The organism is Peribacillus simplex NBRC 15720 = DSM 1321 (genome assembly GCF_002243645.1).
In the GTDB taxonomy this organism is placed as follows: Bacteria; Bacillota; Bacilli; order Bacillales; family DSM-1321; genus Peribacillus; species Peribacillus simplex.
The window spans coordinates 4,748,095-4,768,515 of the sequence record NZ_CP017704.1 but is presented as its reverse complement, the minus strand read 5'-3'; the positions used below and the strand labels follow the sequence as shown (position 1 = coordinate 4,768,515).

The 20,421-nt window shown below is 39.9% G+C and carries 18 protein-coding genes; 3 read left to right on the top strand and 15 right to left on the bottom strand.

All coding sequences use genetic code 11. The annotated features are described in order from the left end of the window. The first annotated feature begins 10 nt into the window (after window positions 1-10). Both BS1321_RS23075 and BS1321_RS23070 read left to right on the top strand, forming a co-directional pair. Complete coding sequence (locus BS1321_RS23075) at window positions 11-529, top strand: DUF2238 domain-containing protein (protein ID WP_081112912.1); 519 nt, start codon at window positions 11-13, stop codon at window positions 527-529. A 20-nt stretch (window positions 530-549) separates the two neighbouring features. Beyond that, window positions 550-1,125: a DUF2238 domain-containing protein gene (locus tag BS1321_RS23070; protein WP_063233295.1), complete on the top strand. Its 576-nt coding sequence runs from the start codon at window positions 550-552 to the stop codon at window positions 1,123-1,125. An 82-nt stretch (window positions 1,126-1,207) separates the two neighbouring features. Here the strand turns inward: BS1321_RS23070 and BS1321_RS23065 are convergent, their stop codons facing one another. Further along, on the bottom strand, window positions 1,208-1,678 hold the full coding sequence (locus BS1321_RS23065; protein WP_063233294.1) for an endolytic transglycosylase MltG: 471 nt from the start codon (window positions 1,676-1,678) through the stop codon (window positions 1,208-1,210). After that, window positions 1,668-2,048 carry a hypothetical protein gene (locus tag BS1321_RS23060; protein ID WP_230162144.1) on the bottom strand — a complete coding sequence of 127 codons (381 nt, stop codon included), beginning with the start codon at window positions 2,046-2,048 and terminating at the stop codon, window positions 1,668-1,670. The genes BS1321_RS23065 and BS1321_RS23060 overlap by 11 nt, the downstream gene beginning before the upstream one ends. A 521-nt stretch (window positions 2,049-2,569) precedes the next feature. Here BS1321_RS23060 and BS1321_RS23055 point away from each other — a divergent pair. Continuing rightward, window positions 2,570-3,016, top strand: a complete 447-nt coding sequence (locus BS1321_RS23055) for a DUF5392 family protein (RefSeq protein ID WP_063233293.1) — start codon at window positions 2,570-2,572, stop codon at window positions 3,014-3,016. Window positions 3,017-3,216: 200 nt separating this feature from the next. On the opposite strand, the gene BS1321_RS23050 is transcribed toward BS1321_RS23055, so the two are convergent. From BS1321_RS23050 to hmpA, 13 genes are all read right to left on the bottom strand, one after another. After that, entirely contained in the window at window positions 3,217-4,248 is a 1,032-nt protein-coding gene (locus BS1321_RS23050; protein ID WP_063233292.1) for an aromatic ring-hydroxylating oxygenase subunit alpha, read from the bottom strand. Between the two features lie 66 nt (window positions 4,249-4,314). After that, entirely contained in the window at window positions 4,315-5,757 is a 1,443-nt protein-coding gene (locus tag BS1321_RS23045) for an aldehyde dehydrogenase family protein (RefSeq protein WP_063233291.1), read from the bottom strand. A gap of 122 nt (window positions 5,758-5,879) precedes the next feature. After that, window positions 5,880-7,262 carry an amino acid permease gene (locus tag BS1321_RS23040; RefSeq protein WP_063233351.1) on the bottom strand — a complete coding sequence of 461 codons (1,383 nt, stop codon included), beginning with the start codon at window positions 7,260-7,262 and terminating at the stop codon, window positions 5,880-5,882. 139 nt (window positions 7,263-7,401) lie between these two features. Continuing rightward, window positions 7,402-8,577, bottom strand: coding sequence for a Glu/Leu/Phe/Val family dehydrogenase (locus BS1321_RS23035; protein ID WP_063233290.1), 1,176 nt, complete (start codon window positions 8,575-8,577; stop codon window positions 7,402-7,404). Window positions 8,578-8,660: 83 nt separating this feature from the next. Next, window positions 8,661-10,325: a thiamine pyrophosphate-dependent enzyme gene (locus tag BS1321_RS23030; RefSeq protein WP_063233289.1), complete on the bottom strand. Its 1,665-nt coding sequence runs from the start codon at window positions 10,323-10,325 to the stop codon at window positions 8,661-8,663. 65 nt (window positions 10,326-10,390) lie between these two features. Further along, on the bottom strand, window positions 10,391-11,887 hold the full coding sequence (locus tag BS1321_RS23025; protein ID WP_063233288.1) for a sodium:solute symporter family protein: 1,497 nt from the start codon (window positions 11,885-11,887) through the stop codon (window positions 10,391-10,393). Next, window positions 11,887-12,069, bottom strand: coding sequence for a DUF3311 domain-containing protein (locus BS1321_RS23020; protein WP_375781426.1), 183 nt, complete (start codon window positions 12,067-12,069; stop codon window positions 11,887-11,889). The genes BS1321_RS23025 and BS1321_RS23020 overlap by 1 nt, the downstream gene beginning before the upstream one ends. 96 nt (window positions 12,070-12,165) lie before the next feature. Next, window positions 12,166-13,140, bottom strand: a complete 975-nt coding sequence (locus BS1321_RS23015) for a hydroxyacid dehydrogenase (protein ID WP_063233286.1) — start codon at window positions 13,138-13,140, stop codon at window positions 12,166-12,168. A 186-nt stretch (window positions 13,141-13,326) separates the two neighbouring features. Next, window positions 13,327-15,258 (bottom strand): sigma 54-interacting transcriptional regulator, encoded by a 1,932-nt coding sequence (locus tag BS1321_RS23010; protein WP_063233285.1) that lies wholly within the window; start codon window positions 15,256-15,258, stop codon window positions 13,327-13,329. Between the two features lie 612 nt (window positions 15,259-15,870). Continuing rightward, window positions 15,871-16,305: a general stress protein gene (locus BS1321_RS23005; protein WP_063233284.1), complete on the bottom strand. Its 435-nt coding sequence runs from the start codon at window positions 16,303-16,305 to the stop codon at window positions 15,871-15,873. 80 nt (window positions 16,306-16,385) lie between these two features. Beyond that, a complete protein-coding gene (locus tag BS1321_RS23000; RefSeq protein WP_063233283.1) occupies window positions 16,386-17,633 on the bottom strand; it encodes a glutamate-5-semialdehyde dehydrogenase in 1,248 nt (415 codons plus the stop codon). Between the two features lie 38 nt (window positions 17,634-17,671). Further along, window positions 17,672-18,760 carry a glutamate 5-kinase gene (gene proB / locus BS1321_RS22995; RefSeq protein WP_063233282.1) on the bottom strand — a complete coding sequence of 363 codons (1,089 nt, stop codon included), beginning with the start codon at window positions 18,758-18,760 and terminating at the stop codon, window positions 17,672-17,674. A 334-nt stretch (window positions 18,761-19,094) separates the two neighbouring features. Continuing rightward, window positions 19,095-20,303 carry an NO-inducible flavohemoprotein gene (gene hmpA, locus BS1321_RS22985; protein WP_063233280.1) on the bottom strand — a complete coding sequence of 403 codons (1,209 nt, stop codon included), beginning with the start codon at window positions 20,301-20,303 and terminating at the stop codon, window positions 19,095-19,097. Window positions 20,304-20,421: the final 118 nt, after the last annotated feature.

The following is a 20,421-nucleotide window of genomic DNA, read 5'->3' as shown; positions in this document are numbered from 1 at the left end:
TATAGCATTCATGACTGGTTTACTCATCTTTTACCTCATAAAAGGTGATTCTTCCCGATGGATGGTAGCTCTTGGGGGAATATTGGTAAGTGCCTTGCCCCTTTCATTACTGTTTGTAAAAATTAATCCCTTTAACATTCCAATCATAATCGGTTATTATGTTTTTGTTTTCTGTACGACATTTTTAGGGTCTATCGCAAATTTTTATGGTGATTTTAAATGGTGGGACTCTAGCCTTCACTTCTACAAAGGTATTTTCGTGGGTTTTGTTGGGATTGCACTTTATAAACTATACATCCCTCAAAAAGCGAGAAAAGATGTTTCACGGTGGGTCATCTTTCTTTTTGTTCTCTCACTTTCAGTCATTGCCACTGTTCTTTGGGAAATTTATGAGTTCGCAGGAGATCTCACCTTTACTCATACCATGCAGCGAGGCGGTAATAAAGATACCATGTACGATATAATTTTCGGTCTTACCGGCGGCATGATTATCTCCCTTTATTCTAGTGTACAAAAATTAAAATTATGATGATTTGTTGAGGTAATCATATGAATCGTAAGCTAGTTATTTCATTAAGTTTAGTGTATGTACTTTTCATGGCAGCTTTATCTATTTTTTACTATACAGCCGATGAAACTTTCAAATCACTGGTTTCGATAGGCGGTGTGGTATGTGGGGCAGTTCCACTTTTATTGGCCCTTTTTACCAAGCTTCAATTCAATCTGCCAATTATCATTTCCTATTTAATCTTCTTATTCGGTTCACAATTTTTAGGATCTATTTTAGGTTGGTATGGACTGGGATGGTGGGACACATTCTTACATTTACTAAGCGGTTCCCTTCTTGCTTTTACGGGAATTGCTTTATATGAACGATTGGTATACAGAAATGCAGGCAAAGAGATATCCCCTTGGTTTGTCTTTTTGTTTACCCTCTCTTTCTCAGCACTTGGTGGTGTCATATGGGAGATCTACGAATTTAGTTCTGATCAATTATTCGGAATGACACTACAAGGCGGGGGAAATAAAGATACAATGATAGATTTAATCGCGGATACTGTTGGAGGACTTATCATTGCAGTGTGGGCCGGAGTGCGGACAAAGATTAAGGTCCAGAAAACATGAAAAAACTCTTGGTTTAATTACAGCATTTCTTAGAAGGATATAAAAAACGACCATCATATCTAATGAATGGTCGTTTTTATGTTCATTTAAATATGATGGAAATGATTTTTTCCGTCGTCATCGCACTATCTACCACATATGTTCCAGGACGCAATCCGTTGGCCTTGCCTTTCTTTTCAACCGCGTCAGAAAACTCATTGGCATTTTTAATGACTTTTGCCTTTTGTAGGTTTTTACCCACATCGATGCTTGTCGAGCCTTTAGACACAGTAAGAACAGTACGGTATATGATTTTTTCTGTTGGTTCTTTTACCGTTTCTTTTTCCGCTTCCGCTTTATCTTTAACCGACTGTGCTTCAGCAATCTGATCTTCCCATTCTTTTTCGGAATGTATGACATACCCTTCTGAAGCCAGAGACTCTTTCATTTCATCTTCTGATAGCTTCTCCGATGTGCCGGTCGCTTCACCTGGACCAAAGAAGTACGCTGCACCGCATATGCCTGCTGCAACAACAAGGCCTCCGGCAAAGCTGCGCATTGATTTAGATGTCATTGGCCACATTTCTCCTTTCATTCTTCGTTTTTATGTAAGGAGTAAGCATGCTTTCAATTTCATCTTCCGGCTGTTTTGTCTTCAGTGCGATGCTTTCAAATGAATAGCCTCGCTTATGTAGGTCGAGTACTTCACGCAACAAGTTCCGCTTTTCGGAAGACATTGCAAGAATGCCTGCCTCTTGCACCGTAATTTCAGCATCTATCTCGATGTTCCTGATTTTTTCCTGTAATACATTCATTTCATCCCCAAATGTGATAGCAACCTGTTCCAATTGACTGTCCACTTTTGCAGAATCCTTTTTAATAAACGATAAAATGAACAGTAATACTGCTACAGCAAACAAAATGATCAGAGCCCATTCCATCATTCTATGTCCCTCCTTAATCTTCGAATCTAATATCTCGCTTTCTAATTATATATTGATTTGCACCAAAACTCGATTTAAAAGAACTAAATATTACAATAGTCATGTATTTATGACAAAAAAAGGCGAGAAATGGCTATCTTTCAATAATTATAATGATAAAACACATAATACATCTTCCATTTAAATACTATTTTACCATTATTAAATAGCAAATCAAACCTTTGTTAATATATTTTGGTCCAATGTATGAACCCTACATATTATTTTCCACAACATGAGAGAATAGAGGTTTCTCATTAGTTATCAGCTTTCACCTTGCTTTTTTCATCGTTTGTTCGTTTCTTCACGTTCATTTTCACTTTTCCTCTTAGCTGAATCCCCACCTGAAGTATATTAAATGACAAATGCCCTTCAAAACGATAAGATATATACTATTAGGTTCCTTTCCTGTTTCATTAAATAGGTGTGATTTATCGTGTACCATACTTATTGAATGCATGCAAGATAATAAGGAGGAAACAATGAATATAAAAATAAATAGGATACCGCGTTTCATGCAAGCAGAAATGGCACAACTTCAATCAACATTATCTCCCTTGTTGAAAAAAAATATGAAATACAGACTTTTATCAACTGTGATGATAGGTTTTTCCATCATTAATCTTTTTTTCCTTTTATTTAAGGGCGAATCATTACCCATCTCGAAAATTGCTCTTGGAATCTATGCATTGGTAGGAGCTGTTGGATTTGCTCTCTTAAAAGAAAATAAACACAATCAAAAAGAAATAGTGAAAATGAGCCAAAAATATATGTTGGAGAGAATGAAAAAAAGTAACTATTTAACAGATGCCAGGAAAAGTAATTACTATAAAAGGGTAAATGATCAGCCGCTTTTTGCCATGAATGTTTTTTTTGAGTTTCTCTCTGAAGAACAACAAAGGATGAACAGATCCTCACACGAGGAATAAATACAAAAGGAAGTTCGCAAATTTCTATTCCCGTTGGAATAAGTCAACGATTTGCGCTTTTAAAAAATAAAAGATAAAAAACACCTCAACCCGTTTGAATCGGTAACCTGCCGATTCAAACGGGTTGGTTGCTGAGCCTTTGAAACTGTCTACTTAACGAGGTAAGACTACTTTACGATAGATCCTTTCAAAAAAAGTAATTAGTCCTGGAGGTTCTTATCAATAAGTTCATGAAAATAGACTGCAGCATGTTCAGTCGGAGAAAAGATACCATTTGTAAATGCCTGGGAACTCAATCCTTTTTGCAATTTTTCCACTAGGTCAAAATCTTCCTGCCTTACTTGATCAACAAATTTAAAATATTCTTCTTTTTCTTTTGTTGTTATTTCATTGAGGGAGTAGTCACGATAAATACCCAGTGATATCTCTGCATCAACAGGAACTACTTGAATGGTATTAACATTCCCGTCTCCTGGATAAACGTTAATCATCATATTTGGCCAAATCCAATAAAAGCGCGCTTGGTCACCTTCAGCATTCTTGCTCGCTGCCATATATTGATAGGTAAATTTGTCGTGTGTCGTTGTGCAAAAGTTCGATATATCAAAAGATTTTGCAAAGCCAGGATGGGCAATGGAACAATGATCACATTCAAGGTAGTTGTCAACAACAGCTTTCCAATTAGCTTTAACTTCACGCCGAGTTTCCCTAACTAGTTTTAGAGAATCAAAGAAGGGATACTCTTTCATTTTCTCTAAAAATTCCTGATATACTTCTGACAGAGAAGCGGCATTTTTGTCTAGATTGACAAAAATCATAGCATTCTGAACTTCTAAGCGAATGGATTTCATACAGCTGTGTTCTCCCAGTTCATTCGTTTTAAAATTAGGAGCCCTATTTACATTTCCATCTAATTTGAACGTCCATCCATGGTATCCGCATTGTAATACTTTTTTATTTCCTTGATCGGAGTTTTCTACTTTCATTCCGCGATGAGGACAAATATTGTAGAAAGCACGCAGTTCACCATCTGTACCGTGAGAAACGATAATAGGCTCTCCGGCGATATCTAATGTGATGAAATCGCCTATTTTTTCAACTTGGCTTGCATGTCCAACTAATATCCAATTTTTCCTGAAAATCTTTTTGCTTTCTTCATTAAATACCTCTGGATCGACATAACGTGAATAAGGTAGTGTAGGGCTGAACTGTACATTTTCTTTAATAGACATATTGAAAATCCCTCCTGATAATTATCTGATTTTTCCCCTAAACCGCTTCGTACAATTTTTTTCTAGTTATACCCGATCCATATAGACTGTTTTGACTTCTGTATAGAATTCAACTGCACTCTTCCCTTGTTCACGGCTGCCTGCACTTGAATTTTTACATCCGCCAAATGGCATTTGCGGTTCAGTTCCTGCTGTTTCCGAATTGACATGGACAAGACCCACTTCTACATCTTCAATAAACCTTTGAGCCGCCGTTAAATTATTCGTGCAAATTGCTGCGCTCAATCCATATTCGGTATCATTCGCCATCTTAACTGCTTCCTCATAATTTCCTGCCTTAAACAGTGCGATGACTGGTCCAAAGATTTCTTCACGTGCAATGCGGGCATGCTGAGCAACATTTTCAAAGATAGCCGGTCGTACATAAAAACCGTTCGCCAATTCCTCTTTAGTCGGAATCTCTCCTCCACACAATAGCGTTGCTTCTGATTTCCCAGAATCAATCATTTCAAGCACGCTATCGCGTTGTGATCTAGATACAGCGGGACCAATATATGTTTCTTCGTTGAGAGGGTCGCCCACTTTTAATTCTTTCGTACGGGCGACAAGACGGTCACGGAACGCTTCATATATTCCTTCTTCGACAATCACCCTGCTAGTGGCTGTGCATTTTTGCCCAGTGGACTTAAAAGCTCCGCCTACAGCAATTTCCACTGCTTTTTCTAGATCAGCATCAGCTAGTACGACGAGCGGGTTTTTCCCTCCCATTTCCACTTGCACTTTCTTCCCATGTTCAATGGCTTGTTTTTGAATTTGCTGACCTACTTGATTCGAGCCAGTAAAAGATATAGCCTTCACATCCGGATGTTCCACTAATTCTGCACCAATGACGGAACCCCTTCCGAATACACAATTAATGACTCCAGCCGGTAGACCCGCTCCATCCAATGCTTTTATCACATGATAGACTGACTTAGGTGTAAGATCAGCCGGTTTAATTACGACTGTATTTCCATAAATAAGGGCCGGTGCCAGTTTCCACACAGGGATCGCAATTGGAAAGTTCCATGGTGTAATCAAACCCACCGGACCGAGCGGAGTACGAGTTGTGTACAAAAATGTATTGGCATTCGCTGAAGGAATTACTTCTCCAAGTGGCTGCCGGGCTTCAGCAGCATAATATTCAAGAATGCTAACAGCTCGATTGGCTTCCCCCATCCCTTCCAAAAATGTTTTTCCTTCTTCCTTTATCAAATCCCTACCTACTTCCTGCATATTCTTTTTCAAAATATCAGCCGCTTTCTGCAAGTATGAAGCCCTTTGCTGAAACGATAGTTTTTTCCAAGCAGGAAATGAATTTTTTGCGGCAGCCACTGCATCATGTAAATCTGCGGCCGCACTAGATGGAAATTCCCCTAAATTTTCTCCATTATGTGGACTAAGGTTTTCCTTATACTCCCCAGTAGTTGGTTCTTTCCATTTTCCATTAATATAATTTAAGTAACGCATACAATTTCCTCCCACATTCTATTGATGGTAGATTTTCTTTATAACTGGAAAACTCTTAATGGATTCTCACCATACGTGTAAACTCATATGGTTTCACTTTGTCGACATATGAACAATAATTTCTATTGAACGAAATCATTGGGCGTTTCGTTTGATAAGGCCGGAACCTCTATTTTCCTTCTCGTATATCTAAAATAGTAAAATATATAGCAAGCAATGACGAAACCTAATCCCCAATACAACGAATTACGCTGTGTCGGGTCATAAGCGGTGAAAACGAATATACCTAGACACATAAGAATGCAGAGAATCGGGGCTATCGGGAAGAAAGGGACTCTATACTTCAGATCTTCAACCTTTCCGCCTTCTCTGATATATTGCTTACGGAATCTGTACTGTGCCAACGCAATTGCTATCCAAGTAAGTAATCCTCCAACCCCGCTTACAGAAAGTAATACAACAAATAACGTTTCTTCTGCTACTACACTAGTAAGTAACGACAGCAAGGCAAAGACCATGCTGACAAGTAAGGCGTTAATGGGTATACCACGCCGATTGAGCTTTCCAAATGAAGAATGCGCCATACCGTTTTGAGAAAGGGAGAAAAGGATCCTCGTACAAGCAAACAGACCCGTGTTCCCTACAGAAAGGACTGCCGTCAAAATTACGAAATTCATAATGTCGGCAGCATAAGGAATACCTACCATTTCAAACACGGTAACAAATGGGCTTTCCACCACCCCAACTTCTTGCCACGGAACGATAGCCGACAAGACAAAGATTGCTAGTACATAAAATAGCAACACACGTATTACGATATTTCGAATCGCTCTCGGAATGCTCTGTTGCGGGTTTTCCGTCTCTCCTGCTGCAACCCCCATGATTTCCGATCCCTGGAAAGCGTAAACGACCGTCATCATCGATACAAACACACCTGTAAATCCTGTAGGGAATAGTCCATCACCTATAAAATTAGAAAAAAACGGAGCAGGCTGTGCATCCATATGAATCAATCCAAACATTGCTGCCGCACCGATAATGATGAACAAAATAACGGCAAGTACTTTAATCCCTGAGAACCAGTACTCTGTTTCCGCGAAACTTCTTGTTGTTAACGCATTAATAGTGAATAAAAGTACGGTAAATATCGTGCACCAAACACATACTGGTATATCAGGAAACCATCTAGTCATGAGCAAACCAGCCGCTACAAATTCCAGGCCTACGTATAGAGCCCAGCTCAGCCAGTAAATCCATCCAATGACAAATCCAGTGGCGGGTCCAATAAATTTCGTTGCATGGACCTGAAAGGAACCGGACACCGGCATCACTACCGATAATTCACCGAGACATATCATCGCCAAGTACATTAATAAACCACCGACCAAATAGGCAACAATCGCTCCTGCGGGTCCGGCTTCCCCGATCGCATAACCTGATCCCAGGAAAAGACCTGTTCCAATTACCCCACCTAAGGAGAGCATGAATAAATGTCTGCTCTTCATTGATCGCTGTAATTCTTTTGGCTGATTTTCAGGTTCTGTTTGCAATGAATACCCCCCGTTTCTAATCGAATAACTGGCCTATACACCTTTAATTAACACAAGATTACGGGAGTTCTCATTATTCTGAAATTAAAACACATCATTGTGCAGATAACGCTTCGGAAGGCTCCCCATATTCTAGCAAGTCGCTTGTTGTCGGTTTAAATATTTCATAAGCTACTTCTCTTTGATATTTATTTTGTTTTTTTGCCTCTGTAAACAACTGATACGTATTTTTTCTACATAGTTTTTCAATATCATCTACTACAGCTTGTGGGTTTGGTTTTACTAGTCCGAAAATAATCACATCATAAAATCTTATCGCCCCCAGGTTGGCTACGAAATCATTGACAAGATCAATTCCTCTTTGTTTTATGATTTCGTCCCCCTCAGTAGAAAGGGGAATGTTTGCCGCTTCCACAATTAAGCTTGCTTTTACGCTATTAGCATTGGAACTGTGGATGACATCCTCGAGTGCGGACGGAATTAAGATGTCGCAATCTATATCGAGCCATTCCGTGTTCGACCTTACATCATAATGCGGTTCAAAAAAGGTTTTATCCATTTCTCCGTACAAATTCTTATGATCAATAAGCTTTTGGACATCTAATCCTTCTTCACACGTTACTAAAAGGGCTGCATCAGAAATTCCAACCACTTTATAACCTAACTGTGACATTTTCAATGCGCAGCTTGCTCCTACGCATCCGAATCCTTGAATGACAACTCTCGCTCCATCTTTTCCGCTTTTAAATTTCCAAGCTTCATCTGCGGAAAATGCTACACCGTAGCCCGTAACGACATCGTTTAAAAACAACCCGTCAATTTTTGTCGTCAACAGTTCATCGAAGTCTTTTATCCCTTGCAGAACATTCGGGTTTTGCTTCATTGATTTCGTAAGAGGGATATCAATACCAAATTCTTTAAATATTTTGAGCACATCGTCATATTTGGTACCTAAATCACTGCCTAAAGATACCCCGATGTCTATATAAGGCATCATCGCAATTAGAAATCTTCTTAATACTGCATACGCGTCTGGCGCTTTATAATCATAGGCAATTCCCGCTTTACAACCGCCAGTCGTCTCAGACTCACACGCTACATACTTATAAGCCATCGCCTCAGCTAACCTTTCTACCTCTTCTCTTGTAACCGTTGGATGCATTCTCGTACCGCCGCCTGCGTAGCCCTTCACAAAATTATGAACGACCAGCCAGCCTTTTGCATCTGTTTCCGTATCATTCCATTCGACAACTAAATATGGTTTTAACATCTTTGAAACCTCCCCAAAACCTTCCTTTTATTCGTTCCTACTACCTTCTAAAGCAAACAATACCTAAGCATTAATGCCGGCAACTATTTGTTGGACACGAGCTTTTCGTGTACTTCTTTCTTGTCTTGGCCTACAGAAAGGATCTTTGGATTGACTGTAACCTCGATAACAGCCGGAAGCCCTGAAGCAATTGCCCTTTGCAGCGCTGGTGCAAATTCACTATTTTTTTCAACCTTTTCACCATGCGCTCCAAATAAGCGGGCCAATTCGGCAAAATTAGGATTGGACAAGTCAGTTCCAACGACCCGATTTGGAAAATGCCTTTCTTGATGTGCGCGAATAGTTCCGTAAATATTGTTGTTCACAACAATGGATATGGTCGGAATTTTATATCGAACAGCCGTTTCAATCTCTTGGAGAGTCATCATAAAGCCGCCATCTCCTGAAAAAGAAACCACATGTTTGTGAGGCTGCGCCAGTTTTGCCCCTATTGCCGCAGGCAGTCCATATCCCATGGCCCCCGATGTTGGCCCCACATAAGTGTTTTCATGTTCAAAGCGATAATATCTCGATAGCCATCCAAAAAAGTTGCCTGCATCATTTGTAATAATGGTATCCTTTGGAAGACTGGCAGCAATGTCATGCATGAATCCGTCCATGTCCACGAAATCTTCTGTGTAGTCGGGCTTTGGTTCAGAAAATTCCATATATTTATCGTGCAATTCTTTCACATTATCTTCATTTGAAATAGAAGTATCTGAACCTTGCGCTTGCAGCGCTTGTTCTAAGAAACTCTTGGCATCGGCTTCAATGGCAAGAGAAGGGGCATACACTTTACCAAAAATATCGGGACAAATATCCACATGGATCAGTTTTGTATTTTTAGAAAGCAAGGTGTAATCTTGTGTTCCTACTTGAGAGAATCTTGTCCCTAACGCCAAAACAACATCTGCATCTCGGATTTCATCAAGTAAATATTGAGGTGTCCCAAACCCAAGCCATCCTGCATAGCAAGGGTGTGAATTCGGAAACGCGTCGAATCGGCGGAAAGCGGTAACAACAGGCAGTTTCATGGCCTCGGCAAACTGTACAAGCTGCCTGTTAGACCTAGCATGAATCACACCGCCACCAGCAATCAATACGGGGCGCTTCGCGTTTCGTAACGTCTCTATTGCCTGCTTCACATCTTCCATATGTGGTTGAGGAGGAAGTGAGCGATAAGAAGGCTTGATGCTCAACTCTGCCTCATCTTCTAACATGTCATGCGGCAAAGACACTAATACAGGGCCCGGACGTCCCGACCGTGCCATATGAAACGCCCGTTGCAATAATTCCGGGATCCTTTCGACGCGATCGATTTCTACCGTCCATTTACATAAATGACTGAAAAAGCCCGTCAAATTTACTTCCTGAAATGCTTCCTTTTCTTTAAAAGGGCGTTCAACCTGCCCAATAAGCGCAACCAAAGGGGTTGAATCTTGAGCAGCAGTATGGATACCGATAGCTAAGTTTGTCGCACCCACTCCACGTGTTGCCATGCAAACTCCTACCTCACCAGAAGCCTTCGCATACCCTTCCGCCATAAAAGAGGCACCTCCTTCATGCCTGGCGGAAATAAGTTCTATTTCAGGATGTTGATATAGTGCATCCATTACACTAAGATAACTTTCACCTGGTACACAAAAAGCTTTTTTTACACCTTCTTTAGCCATTACTTCTACGACTGCTTTTCCTCCACTGACTTTCATAATCAAGCCTCCCGCTTTCAAGTATGTGTTTTTGTTCTAGTAATTTATGATTATATTAATATTGATCATTTAACCAGTTTTTCCATTCCTGAAGCTTGTTTATTATCTTCTTCCATCCCAATTGAAGTTTTTCTTGTAACGGCACTCACTCCCAAAGTTACTGCAATGTTGATGAATAATACAGCTAACCCTACATCAAGATCTTGTATTACTTGCGGTAGTGATGGAAATAATGTAGCAAGTGTCGTACCTGAAGTAGTCGAGTATATGACAATCAGAATTCCAACTATCATTCCGGCAAAAGCTCCTTGAACGGTGACAGGATTCTTTTTCCACAGACTGAAAAATAGTGCTGGAAACAACTGTGCCATGAAGCTATATGCCATGAGATACAACGTAAAAATCGACTCCCCGCCATTGAACGTAAAATATAGAGTCACGATAGAAATGACCGGTACTAACATCCTGCTCAATCTCCGAAGTTGATCATCTGATGTATTCGGTTTCCACACCTTATATACATTTTTTGAAAGTATCGTGGCCGTAGCCGTCAACACGAGTGAACTAGGTATTAGGGCGGCCATCGCCCCAGATGCTCCAATCACTCCAACAAACCAGGGATCGAATGACATCTTCGCCATTTTAAATAAAGCTAAGTCTGCTTCTGCTCCCTGTAAATTCGGAACTTGAAGTATCGCAGAAAAACCAATAAAAAGCGAAAAAATGATGATTACTTGATAAATTGGCATAATTCCAGCATTCCAACGAAGTGATTTTGGACTTTTTGCAGAGAACACTCCCGCTAACATATGAGGAAACATATAGAAAGCAAGTGCCGTCATAATCGTAGCGGAAATAAACCAAGAGATACTCATTCCTTGTTCAGGGAATATCAATAATCCTTGTTTTGCTGTATCGATTGCTTCAAACATCGGCTGCAAACCACCGTAATAATGAAGTGGAAAATAAATCCCCATAAAGACGACAACTGCCAAAATCATGATATCTTTAATGACGGCCGTCCATGCAACACCATGCATTCCTGAAGCCGTTACATAAATTGTGATGGCAATTACACTTACTACTATAGCCACATTAGGAGAGATGGACCCATAGGAGGCTTCCGATACGATTATTCCTAGCCCTTTTAACTGCATGATCAGATAAGGAATAATTGAAATAACGCTAATTACCGCCACAAGAACACCTAAAGCCGGACTATTGTACTTTTTGTCATAAAAATCAGATTGAGATATGACATTGTTTTTTTTGGCATACCTCCAAATTGGCGGCAACAGCCAATAGGCGATTACAAAATAGAAGCAATTGAAAGCGTATAAGGCAGGAGGCATACCGGATCTATAAGCTCCGCCGCTGGCCCCCAGAAACGTATATGTCGTAAACATTTCACCTGCTATCAAAAAGAAGAGTAAAAAGCTGCCGAAACCTCTTCCACCTATAGCCCATTGTTCCAAACTCATATTTTTACCTTTTCGTGCTTGAAGTCCTAACCAAATACACAAAACGAGAAAGAAAGAGATAACAAGCAGGGCTGCATTCATCAGTCTTCTTCCTCCTTGGTTGCAGGATCAAGTTTATTAGCAATCATCAAAAACACAGATGTAAGACATACCCATAATATGGCCCAAAAAAGAACAAATGGCATTCCTAAAACATAAGGTTCAATTCGATTGATAACAACAAGCGATCCGAGTGCTGGTATCACACTTATCACATAGATCATTTTCTTCATTTGTTCACCATCCTTATCAACAAATGCCAAACTTGAACCATTCAAACCTTATTTTTTCTGAAAAAACAGATAATTATTTCTGTATTATTACATTGACAGCCCTTTAGTTAAGGGCTCATTTACAGCCCAATTCGGTTTCACGCCAGTAAGAACTTGTTCCACTTGCATTGCTGCATGTACAGCCATGCGTATCGAGCCTTCCTTAGTCAATGCCGCATTATGAGGACTGACAATCACATTATCCAATTTAAAAAGGGGATTCCAATTATCGGGAGGCTCAACTTCAAATACGTCTATTCCAGCGCCGGCAATCTCGCCCGCTTGCAAAGCATTTACTAAATCACTTTCCTTCACCACACCGCCCCTGGAAGCGTTTACAAAATAAGAGGAAGGTTTCATCCAGGAAAACTCACGGCTACCTATTATACCTCTTGTTGTTTTCGTTAACGGCAGATGTAGACTAATAACATCAGAGTTTCTGAATACCCTTTCTAAATCTGTTGCTATCTCCAACTCCGAATTCGTTCTGGCTGTAACATAGGGGTCGTAGCCAATTACTTTCATATCGAAGCCTTTCGAAGCCTTTGTGGCCAGTATTCTACCGATTCTCCCTAGTCCAATAATCCCTAAAGTCTTGCCTTCCAAGTCCATGCCAAAAAGTTGATTACGGATAGCAAAATTCCCACGGCGCAGTTCTTTATCAGCCAAGCTTAAGTTTTTGGACAATGATAAAATTAATGCCATTACATGTTCAGCTACAGAATTCGCATTTGCCTCTGGAGTATTTGTTACGTAAATGCCACGCTCTGTAGCAGCTTCGATATCAATATTGTCCAAGCCCACACCATACTTAGCAATTACTTTGAGGTTTTCAGCTGCTTGAATTACTTCTTTATTTATTACAGCCGTTGATCTCGTTAGTACTGCATCACAACCCTTGATTTCTTCCATAAGAATTTCTTGCGTCAGATCAGACCCTACTTTAATCTTATAGCCTTTTTCTACTAAATAACTTTTTCCCTCTTTCTCAATATCTTGAGGAATATACACTAAATGACTCACATTCCCACCAACCTTTCATGTTAACCTTGAAGGAAAAATCTTTCCTACTCCATTGTATATATACAATTATTGTGCCAACATAAAAAACATCAGTATTATCCATGAAACAAGCCTTTTCGTTCTTAATCAAGACATAAATGAAGTTAACACATTGTTTCAAAACGAATTAATTTGTTTCATTATGTTTCAATTTGTTTCAATATGTAAATTTTTCATCTTTCTCCATAAAGTCGTGCGACTCATCCCTAACTCAGAGGCAGCTTTTCCCTTATTATAATTAACCCTTATTAACGTTTGAACAATTCTTTCACGCTCGGATAAATGTATCCCAGGCGATATCCCGCTTTCTTCCTCTTGTTTCAACACTATTTTCTTTTTACTCTTATTCGGAAAAAACATTTCGATATCGTACACATCAATTAATTTGTCTTTATATAGAACGCTTAATCGCTCACAAAAATTTTGCAATTGGCGAATATTCCCTTCCCAATTCTCTTCACTCAGCTTTTTCTTGGCAGCATCCGTAATCTTAATTTGTTTTTGATCCGAGTGAACTTTCTGAATAAAAGCATTCACCAATAACGGAATATCCTCCCTGCGTTCCCGAAGTGGAGGCAATACAAGGTCCAGTACACTCAAGCGATAATACAGATCCTCGCGAAAGTCATTACTTTTGACCATTTGCATGAGGTCTTTGTTCGTTGCCGACACAATTCTCACATCAACCGGAATTACCTTATCATCGCCAATGCGCATAATTTCCCGCTCTTGGAGGACACGAAGCAGGCGGCTTTGCATTTTTGGGGAAATTTCTCCTATTTCATCCAAAAAGATGGTACCTCTATGAGCAAGTTCAAAAAATCCTTGCTTTCCGCCTTTCATAGCCCCCGTGAAAGCTCCTTCTGCATATCCGAAGAGCTCACTTTCCAATAAATTTTCGGGAAGCGCCGCGCAATTAATGGCCACAAACGGTTTATTTTTCCGGCTGCTATGATTATGTATGCTTTGGGCAAATATTTCCTTGCCCGTTCCCGTTTCTCCAATTATAAGAATGTTTGAATCTACTTCACTATAATGTTGAGCTGTTTCAATCGTCCGCTTAATTTCGGGACCCCGATACAATATATCATCAAATGTGTACTTAGCCACATGTCCGCGTAAATGTAACTTCCGATAGAATTTCCCTTCCATCTCCTGAATGCGTGTAACATCTTGAAAGGCAACCATATCCCCCACTTTTTTACCTTTTAAAAATATTCCAACTTTTTTTACCGATAATTGAATAGATTGGTAAGCAACAATATCTTTTTCGTATTCATCGTCACTTAACAGCATATCACGAAATTTTCCATGCTTTATTATTTCGTATATAGAATTTCCAATTAAGCTCCCCTTGGAAATGGATAATATCTCCTGTGCCGCCGTATTAAATACAGATATTTGCCCTTTTAAATCTATAGCAATAACTCCTTCATAGGCATAATTAAGAATCGTTTGATAGCGCTTGGTCTTCTCCTGTTCCCTTCTACTGACAAGAGCTACTCTTTTCGCCTCGATCAACGCCTGCCGAAATGATTCCTTTCCAGTATTAACGAGAATGGCTCCCAATCCTATCTCTTCAGCATATTTACATGTACTTAAACCACTTAGCACCACCTCACAGCCATCACTGACCGCTAAATCTACTAAACTGGCGGAGGACTCGATATCATTTAATATATAGGACTGAATTGGCAAATCAACGATATCAGAAAGGTTTTCCACGCCATAAATCATATTTAACGCTCCAATAACGGCCACTTTTTTACTGCCAAAACGTGCCTTGCAATCATACAGACAACGAATGAGATCTATACCTTGTACAGGTATATCAACGATAGGAATTAATTCATTGCATTCTTTTAAAAGCTTCGTGATTAATCCCCGTGAGATGACTACATCAGCATCAAGCTTCAGCTTCACAATCTGATCAGCATCCACAACTACCTCCTCTAACACAAACTTCACTGAACCATCATCATTATTTTCCGCTTCTTCCAATTGGTTGAATTCCTCAAATCTTTCAAAAGCATCCGTTATATACCCTTTTCGAGGAACAACGAGTTTTATTTTTATCAATACATCCACCTCCAACGTAAAATCATTTTGTTTTATTGGACATAAACTCAAGCAACCTGTTATTCTAGCCCTAGTCATTTAGATAATACATATTTCACTTTATAAAATGACTTTGAAAAATAAAAAACCCTGTTATCGTGGGTTTTTTCATCAATAAACAGCCTTTTCACTTTTCATTTAAAACCCAACGATTTCGGTTGGTACCTACATATCACAATAAAGAATAGTCATTCAACTCATTAAAACTTGCTTTTCCTCACTAGAATACGCTTTATAACATTAACATCAGTATAATGATTCTTAAGGTAAAAATCATCATGAATAAAATCCTCTTTAATTTCTTAAAGTGGCATCATCATTTATTTTATTTTCCATAATTCCCCTTCCTTTCTCGCTAATAGGACTATATTCCATTTATTCTTCATACAAATGTGGAATTCCTTTTGATTTTATAGTTACTGACAATAAAATTAGTCTACAAACATATTAACCCCGTTCAAGAAATCCTGAACGGGGTTTTTCAAAAAATATTAATTTTGAGTTTTTGTGGGCATTGAGCTCAGTTGTCAAACTTCGTAAATCTGTTCATTCAAGGTGGTTTTACTTACGAACTTATAGAGGATCGGCGATGACAAGGATTTTCCCTTCTTTAATATCCTCCACATATTGATCGACTTCGGCTTCCTCCACTCCAATACCCAATAATGGCTTTCTCAATCCGCCTGCTTCCGATGCTACCCCGGCTGCGGCTCCGCCAAAAGTGGCGAAAATTGGTCCTGCTGCCAATATCGGACCAATTCCTGGTATGGCTAATGCACTCATACCAATAAGCAGGCCCGTCAATCCGACAGCTCCACCCGCTGCTGCCCCAGCTACTAATCCATCAGTCTTTGCCGGGCTGACTTCCTCGGCTTCATTGGGTAATTTATCAATGTTTTTCGCCACTATTGATATTTGATCGGATGTATATCCTTGTTCCTTTAAATTTTTGACTGCTGAAGTCGCTTCATTTTCATTTTCATATATTGCTATAAACCTCTTGTCCATGGTATCTGCTCCTTTAAAAGTAATGTAATATACAATACCCTTAAATGAGTTTTAATAACCTTCCATGAAAGAAATGAATTTCACTCCCGGATTTGCCCCTGGCCATAAATGAAGTACTTGCTTGATGTTAAGGCCGGTAAACCCATTGGTCCACGTGCATGCAGCTTTTGTGTGGAAATGCCGATTTCTGCTCCATAACCGAATTCAAAGCCGTCGGTAAAACGGGTGGAAGCATTGTGATAAACTGCTGCGGCATCTACTTTATTCAAAAATGCGGAAGCGTTTTGTTCATCCCTCGTTAGGATTGCTTCAGAATGCTTGGTACCGTATCGGTTAATGTGTTCAATCGCATCGAATACACCTTTTACAGTTTTCACGCTGATTTTTAAAGCCAGATACTCAGTTGACCAATCTTCCTCCGTAGCCGTTTTCGCTCTCGGAAAGGCGCTGCAAACCGCTTCATCTCCATATACTTCAATACCCTTTTCGTCCAGGAGTTCCAAAATTCTCACTCCATTTTCTTCAAACCATTTTTCATGAATTAGAAGCCCCTCGATAGCATTGCATACGGATGGACGCTGAGTTTTACCGTTTAAGACAATTTTCTCGACCATCGTGATATCTGCGGTCTGATCGATGAAGATATGGCAATTGCCTGCTCCTGTTTCAAGGACGGGAACAGTTGACTCCTTAATAACAGTTTCAATTAAATTCTTTCCACCGCGAGGAATCAACACATCTAAATACTCATTAAGGTGAAAAAGTTCCTTAGCGGTTTCACGACTCGTATCCTCGATCAACTGAACTGCTTCTACAGGAATCTCCGTATTCTCCAATGCTTTATGAATGGAGGAGACTAGTGCCATATTGGAGTATTTGGCTGACGAGCTGCCTCTTAATAGGACGGCATTCCCCGTTTTCAAGGACAATGTAGCTGCATCAATGGTCACGTTCGGCCTGGCTTCATAAATCATCCCTATTACCCCGATCGGCACCCGTAACTTTTTAATCAATAAACCATTCTCTTTTTCGATCGTCTCCAATTGTTCCCCAATCGGATCATTTAAATCGATCAAAAGCATAATTGCCGCTGCCATGTCATCAATACGGTTAACATTTAACATAATCCGATCTAATGTAGACTCACTGTAGCCTTTTATCCTGCCTTCTTCCAGATCCTTTTGGTTTTCTTTTATCAAAAAATCTTTATCGATAATAAGTTGCTTAGCAATTTTTCCAAGTGCCTCATTCTTCTTTTCCGTCGTCAATCCGATTAGCTGATAACTGGCTTTTTTGGCTGCCTTTCCTTTCGCCGTCACTTCACTCATTTCCAAATGCCCCCTTTTCTTTCTCTAATATTGATTATCTATGCTTTCACCCATTTATCGCGATGGATCACTTCTATGGAAGTGATCACAAGCTCGGATGTCCTCTTTCCCATCGCCTGTTTTAATTCTTCGTCGGAATAAAGGACCTCACCCCGCCCCAATAATCCATTTGCACCAAAGACTTCGACAACATCCCCCTTATTGAAGACTCCTTTAATTTCATAAATTCCAGCTGGCAGCAGACTGCTGCCATTAGAAACTAAAGCCCTTTCGGCACCTTCATCAACGAAAATTTTCCCAGATACTTGTGAGTGAAGGGATATCCATTGTTTGTTTTTCGTTACTGTCGTCATGACATCATTCCCAATATACGTGCCATCACCATTGCCTTCAAGGATTGTTAGAAGTTTATCGCTCCCAAAACCTGATCCGATGAATACTTTCACCCCAAGAGACAATGCAGTTTGCGCTGCAATCAGCTTCGATTTCATACCCCCGGTTCCGACATTAGATCCTGCGCCTTCTGCCATTTGCAATAAATCCGCCGTTACTTCGGATAACTTTTCAAATCGTTTCGCCCCTGGATTTGTCTGTGGATTGGAATCATAGAGCCCATTAATGTCCGTTAATATGATCAAGTTGGTGGCGTGGACTAAACCGCTTACTAAGGCGGATAGCATATCATTATCACCAAAAGTCAACTCCTCGACCGATACTGTATCATTTTCATTTATAATCGGAAGGATGCCGCGTTCAAGCAATTCCATCAATGTCGCATATGCATTTTTATATCTATCTTTTTTCGAGAAATCTTTCCTTGTTAATAAAATCTGCGCCGGAACGATTCCAAAGTGCCCTAATTGTTCCATATATGATTGAATCAATAGACTTTGCCCTACAGCTGCAGCAGCTTGTTTTCCTTTGAGTGTGACAGGTCTCGTAGGGTAGCCGAGCTTGCGAAAACCTGTCGCTACAGCACCTGATGAAACAAGGACAACTTCATGTCCCGCTTTCCTTAATGCTGCCACTGCCTGGATATGATCGGAAAATTTACTTTGGTCGATTTCACCTTGTGTGTTGGTCAAAGAACTACTTCCTATCTTTACAACGATACGTTTCTTTTCCATCGATTACTTCCTCCAATAAATATCTAAGACATGAAAAAAAGCCCTTTTCATCCTCGAAATAAGGACGAAAAGGGCTGCTCTCCGTGGTACCACCTTCATTGAATGCAAGTTCATGCATTCCACTTTGCCTGATAACGCCAGGATTTGCGCCTATGTTTTGCATAGGACTCAAGAAGCAGGTTCTGCGCTTTCCTGTCGCGGGCCTTCCAGCAATTGACGCCGCTCTCTGTCACAGTGATTCTCGCATACTAATCTTCTCTCAACGTTCATTGTTTTAATATAGTATGCAAAATTATCTGCTTGATGTCAATAACATTCCTACGATGAATGAACCTTATAATGCCATGGCTGGGCCGAAGAACTCATAGTGAATTTTATCCGTATCTATCCCCAATTCTTTCAGGTAAGTAATAATGGCCTTCATGAAAGGAACAGGGCCACACACATAATAATCAGCTTCAGGTTTAACAAAACTGCTCAATAATTCTTTATCGATATACCCTTCCTTTTCAAAATTCGGCAGGTTCTTATCATCCTCACTCGGATTTTTAAAGACAAAAGATAAATGATAGCTGGCAAGCTTGTGCGTTAGTTCTGTCAGTTCCATTCTGAACGGCTGTAAATTGCCATTATCGGACGCATGAACGAATTGGACATCACGCTCGGGTGTTTGTTCAGCTACCGCATGAACCATACTCATGAAAGGCGTTATGCCAACGCCTCCGCTCAAGAATACCGCCGGTGTCCGTTTTTCCAAATCGATGGTGAAATCACCTGCAGGAGCCGTTACGTCTATACTGTCACCCATCTGAATGGATTCATGCAAGTAGTTAGAAACCCTTCCATCAGGAGAGGTTCCCGGCGTTTCTTTTTTAACGGAAATCCGGAAGTAATCTTTTCCCGGAACATCAGACAAACTATACTGACGGTTGAATAAATAGCGTTCACCCGGTATCTCGATACGAACTGTAATATATTGTCCTGGAAGAAATGATGGAACCTTATCTCCATTTGATGGCTTTAAATAAAAGGAAGTGATTACGTCACTTTCCCGTACCTTTTCCACGACTGTGAATCGTTTGAAATCAGACCATCCGCCGACCTGATTGGAAGCTTGGTCGTACATTTCCTTTTCGATGCTAATGAAAGCATCGGCTATGACTCCATAGGCCTCACCCCAAGCCTGGAGGATTTCTTCTGTAGCTGCATCTTGTAACACTTCCTTGATTGCACCTAATAAATATTCTCCAACAATGGGATAATGTTCGGCTTTAACTCCAAGACTTCTGTGTTTTTGTGCTATTTGCTTTACGGCAGGTATTATCGTTTCAAGTTGATCTATATATTTAGCTGCAGCCAAAACCGTGTTGGCAAGTGCATTTTGCTGGCGCCCCTTTTTTTGATTGGCATGATTAAAAATATTTAATAATTCAGGATGTGCTTCGAAAAGATTTTTATAGAATACAGTTGTGATAGTTGTACCATGCACTTCTAATACAGGTACGGTTGATTTGATAACATCGATAGTTTTTTGGGATAGCATAGTTAAACCTCTCTTCATAAACAAGTATTTTAAATACATGTTTATATTAGAACTTAAATGCATTAAAAGCAATATTTTTCATACATCTTTTCAAATAATAAGTTTTCATGTTTATAAA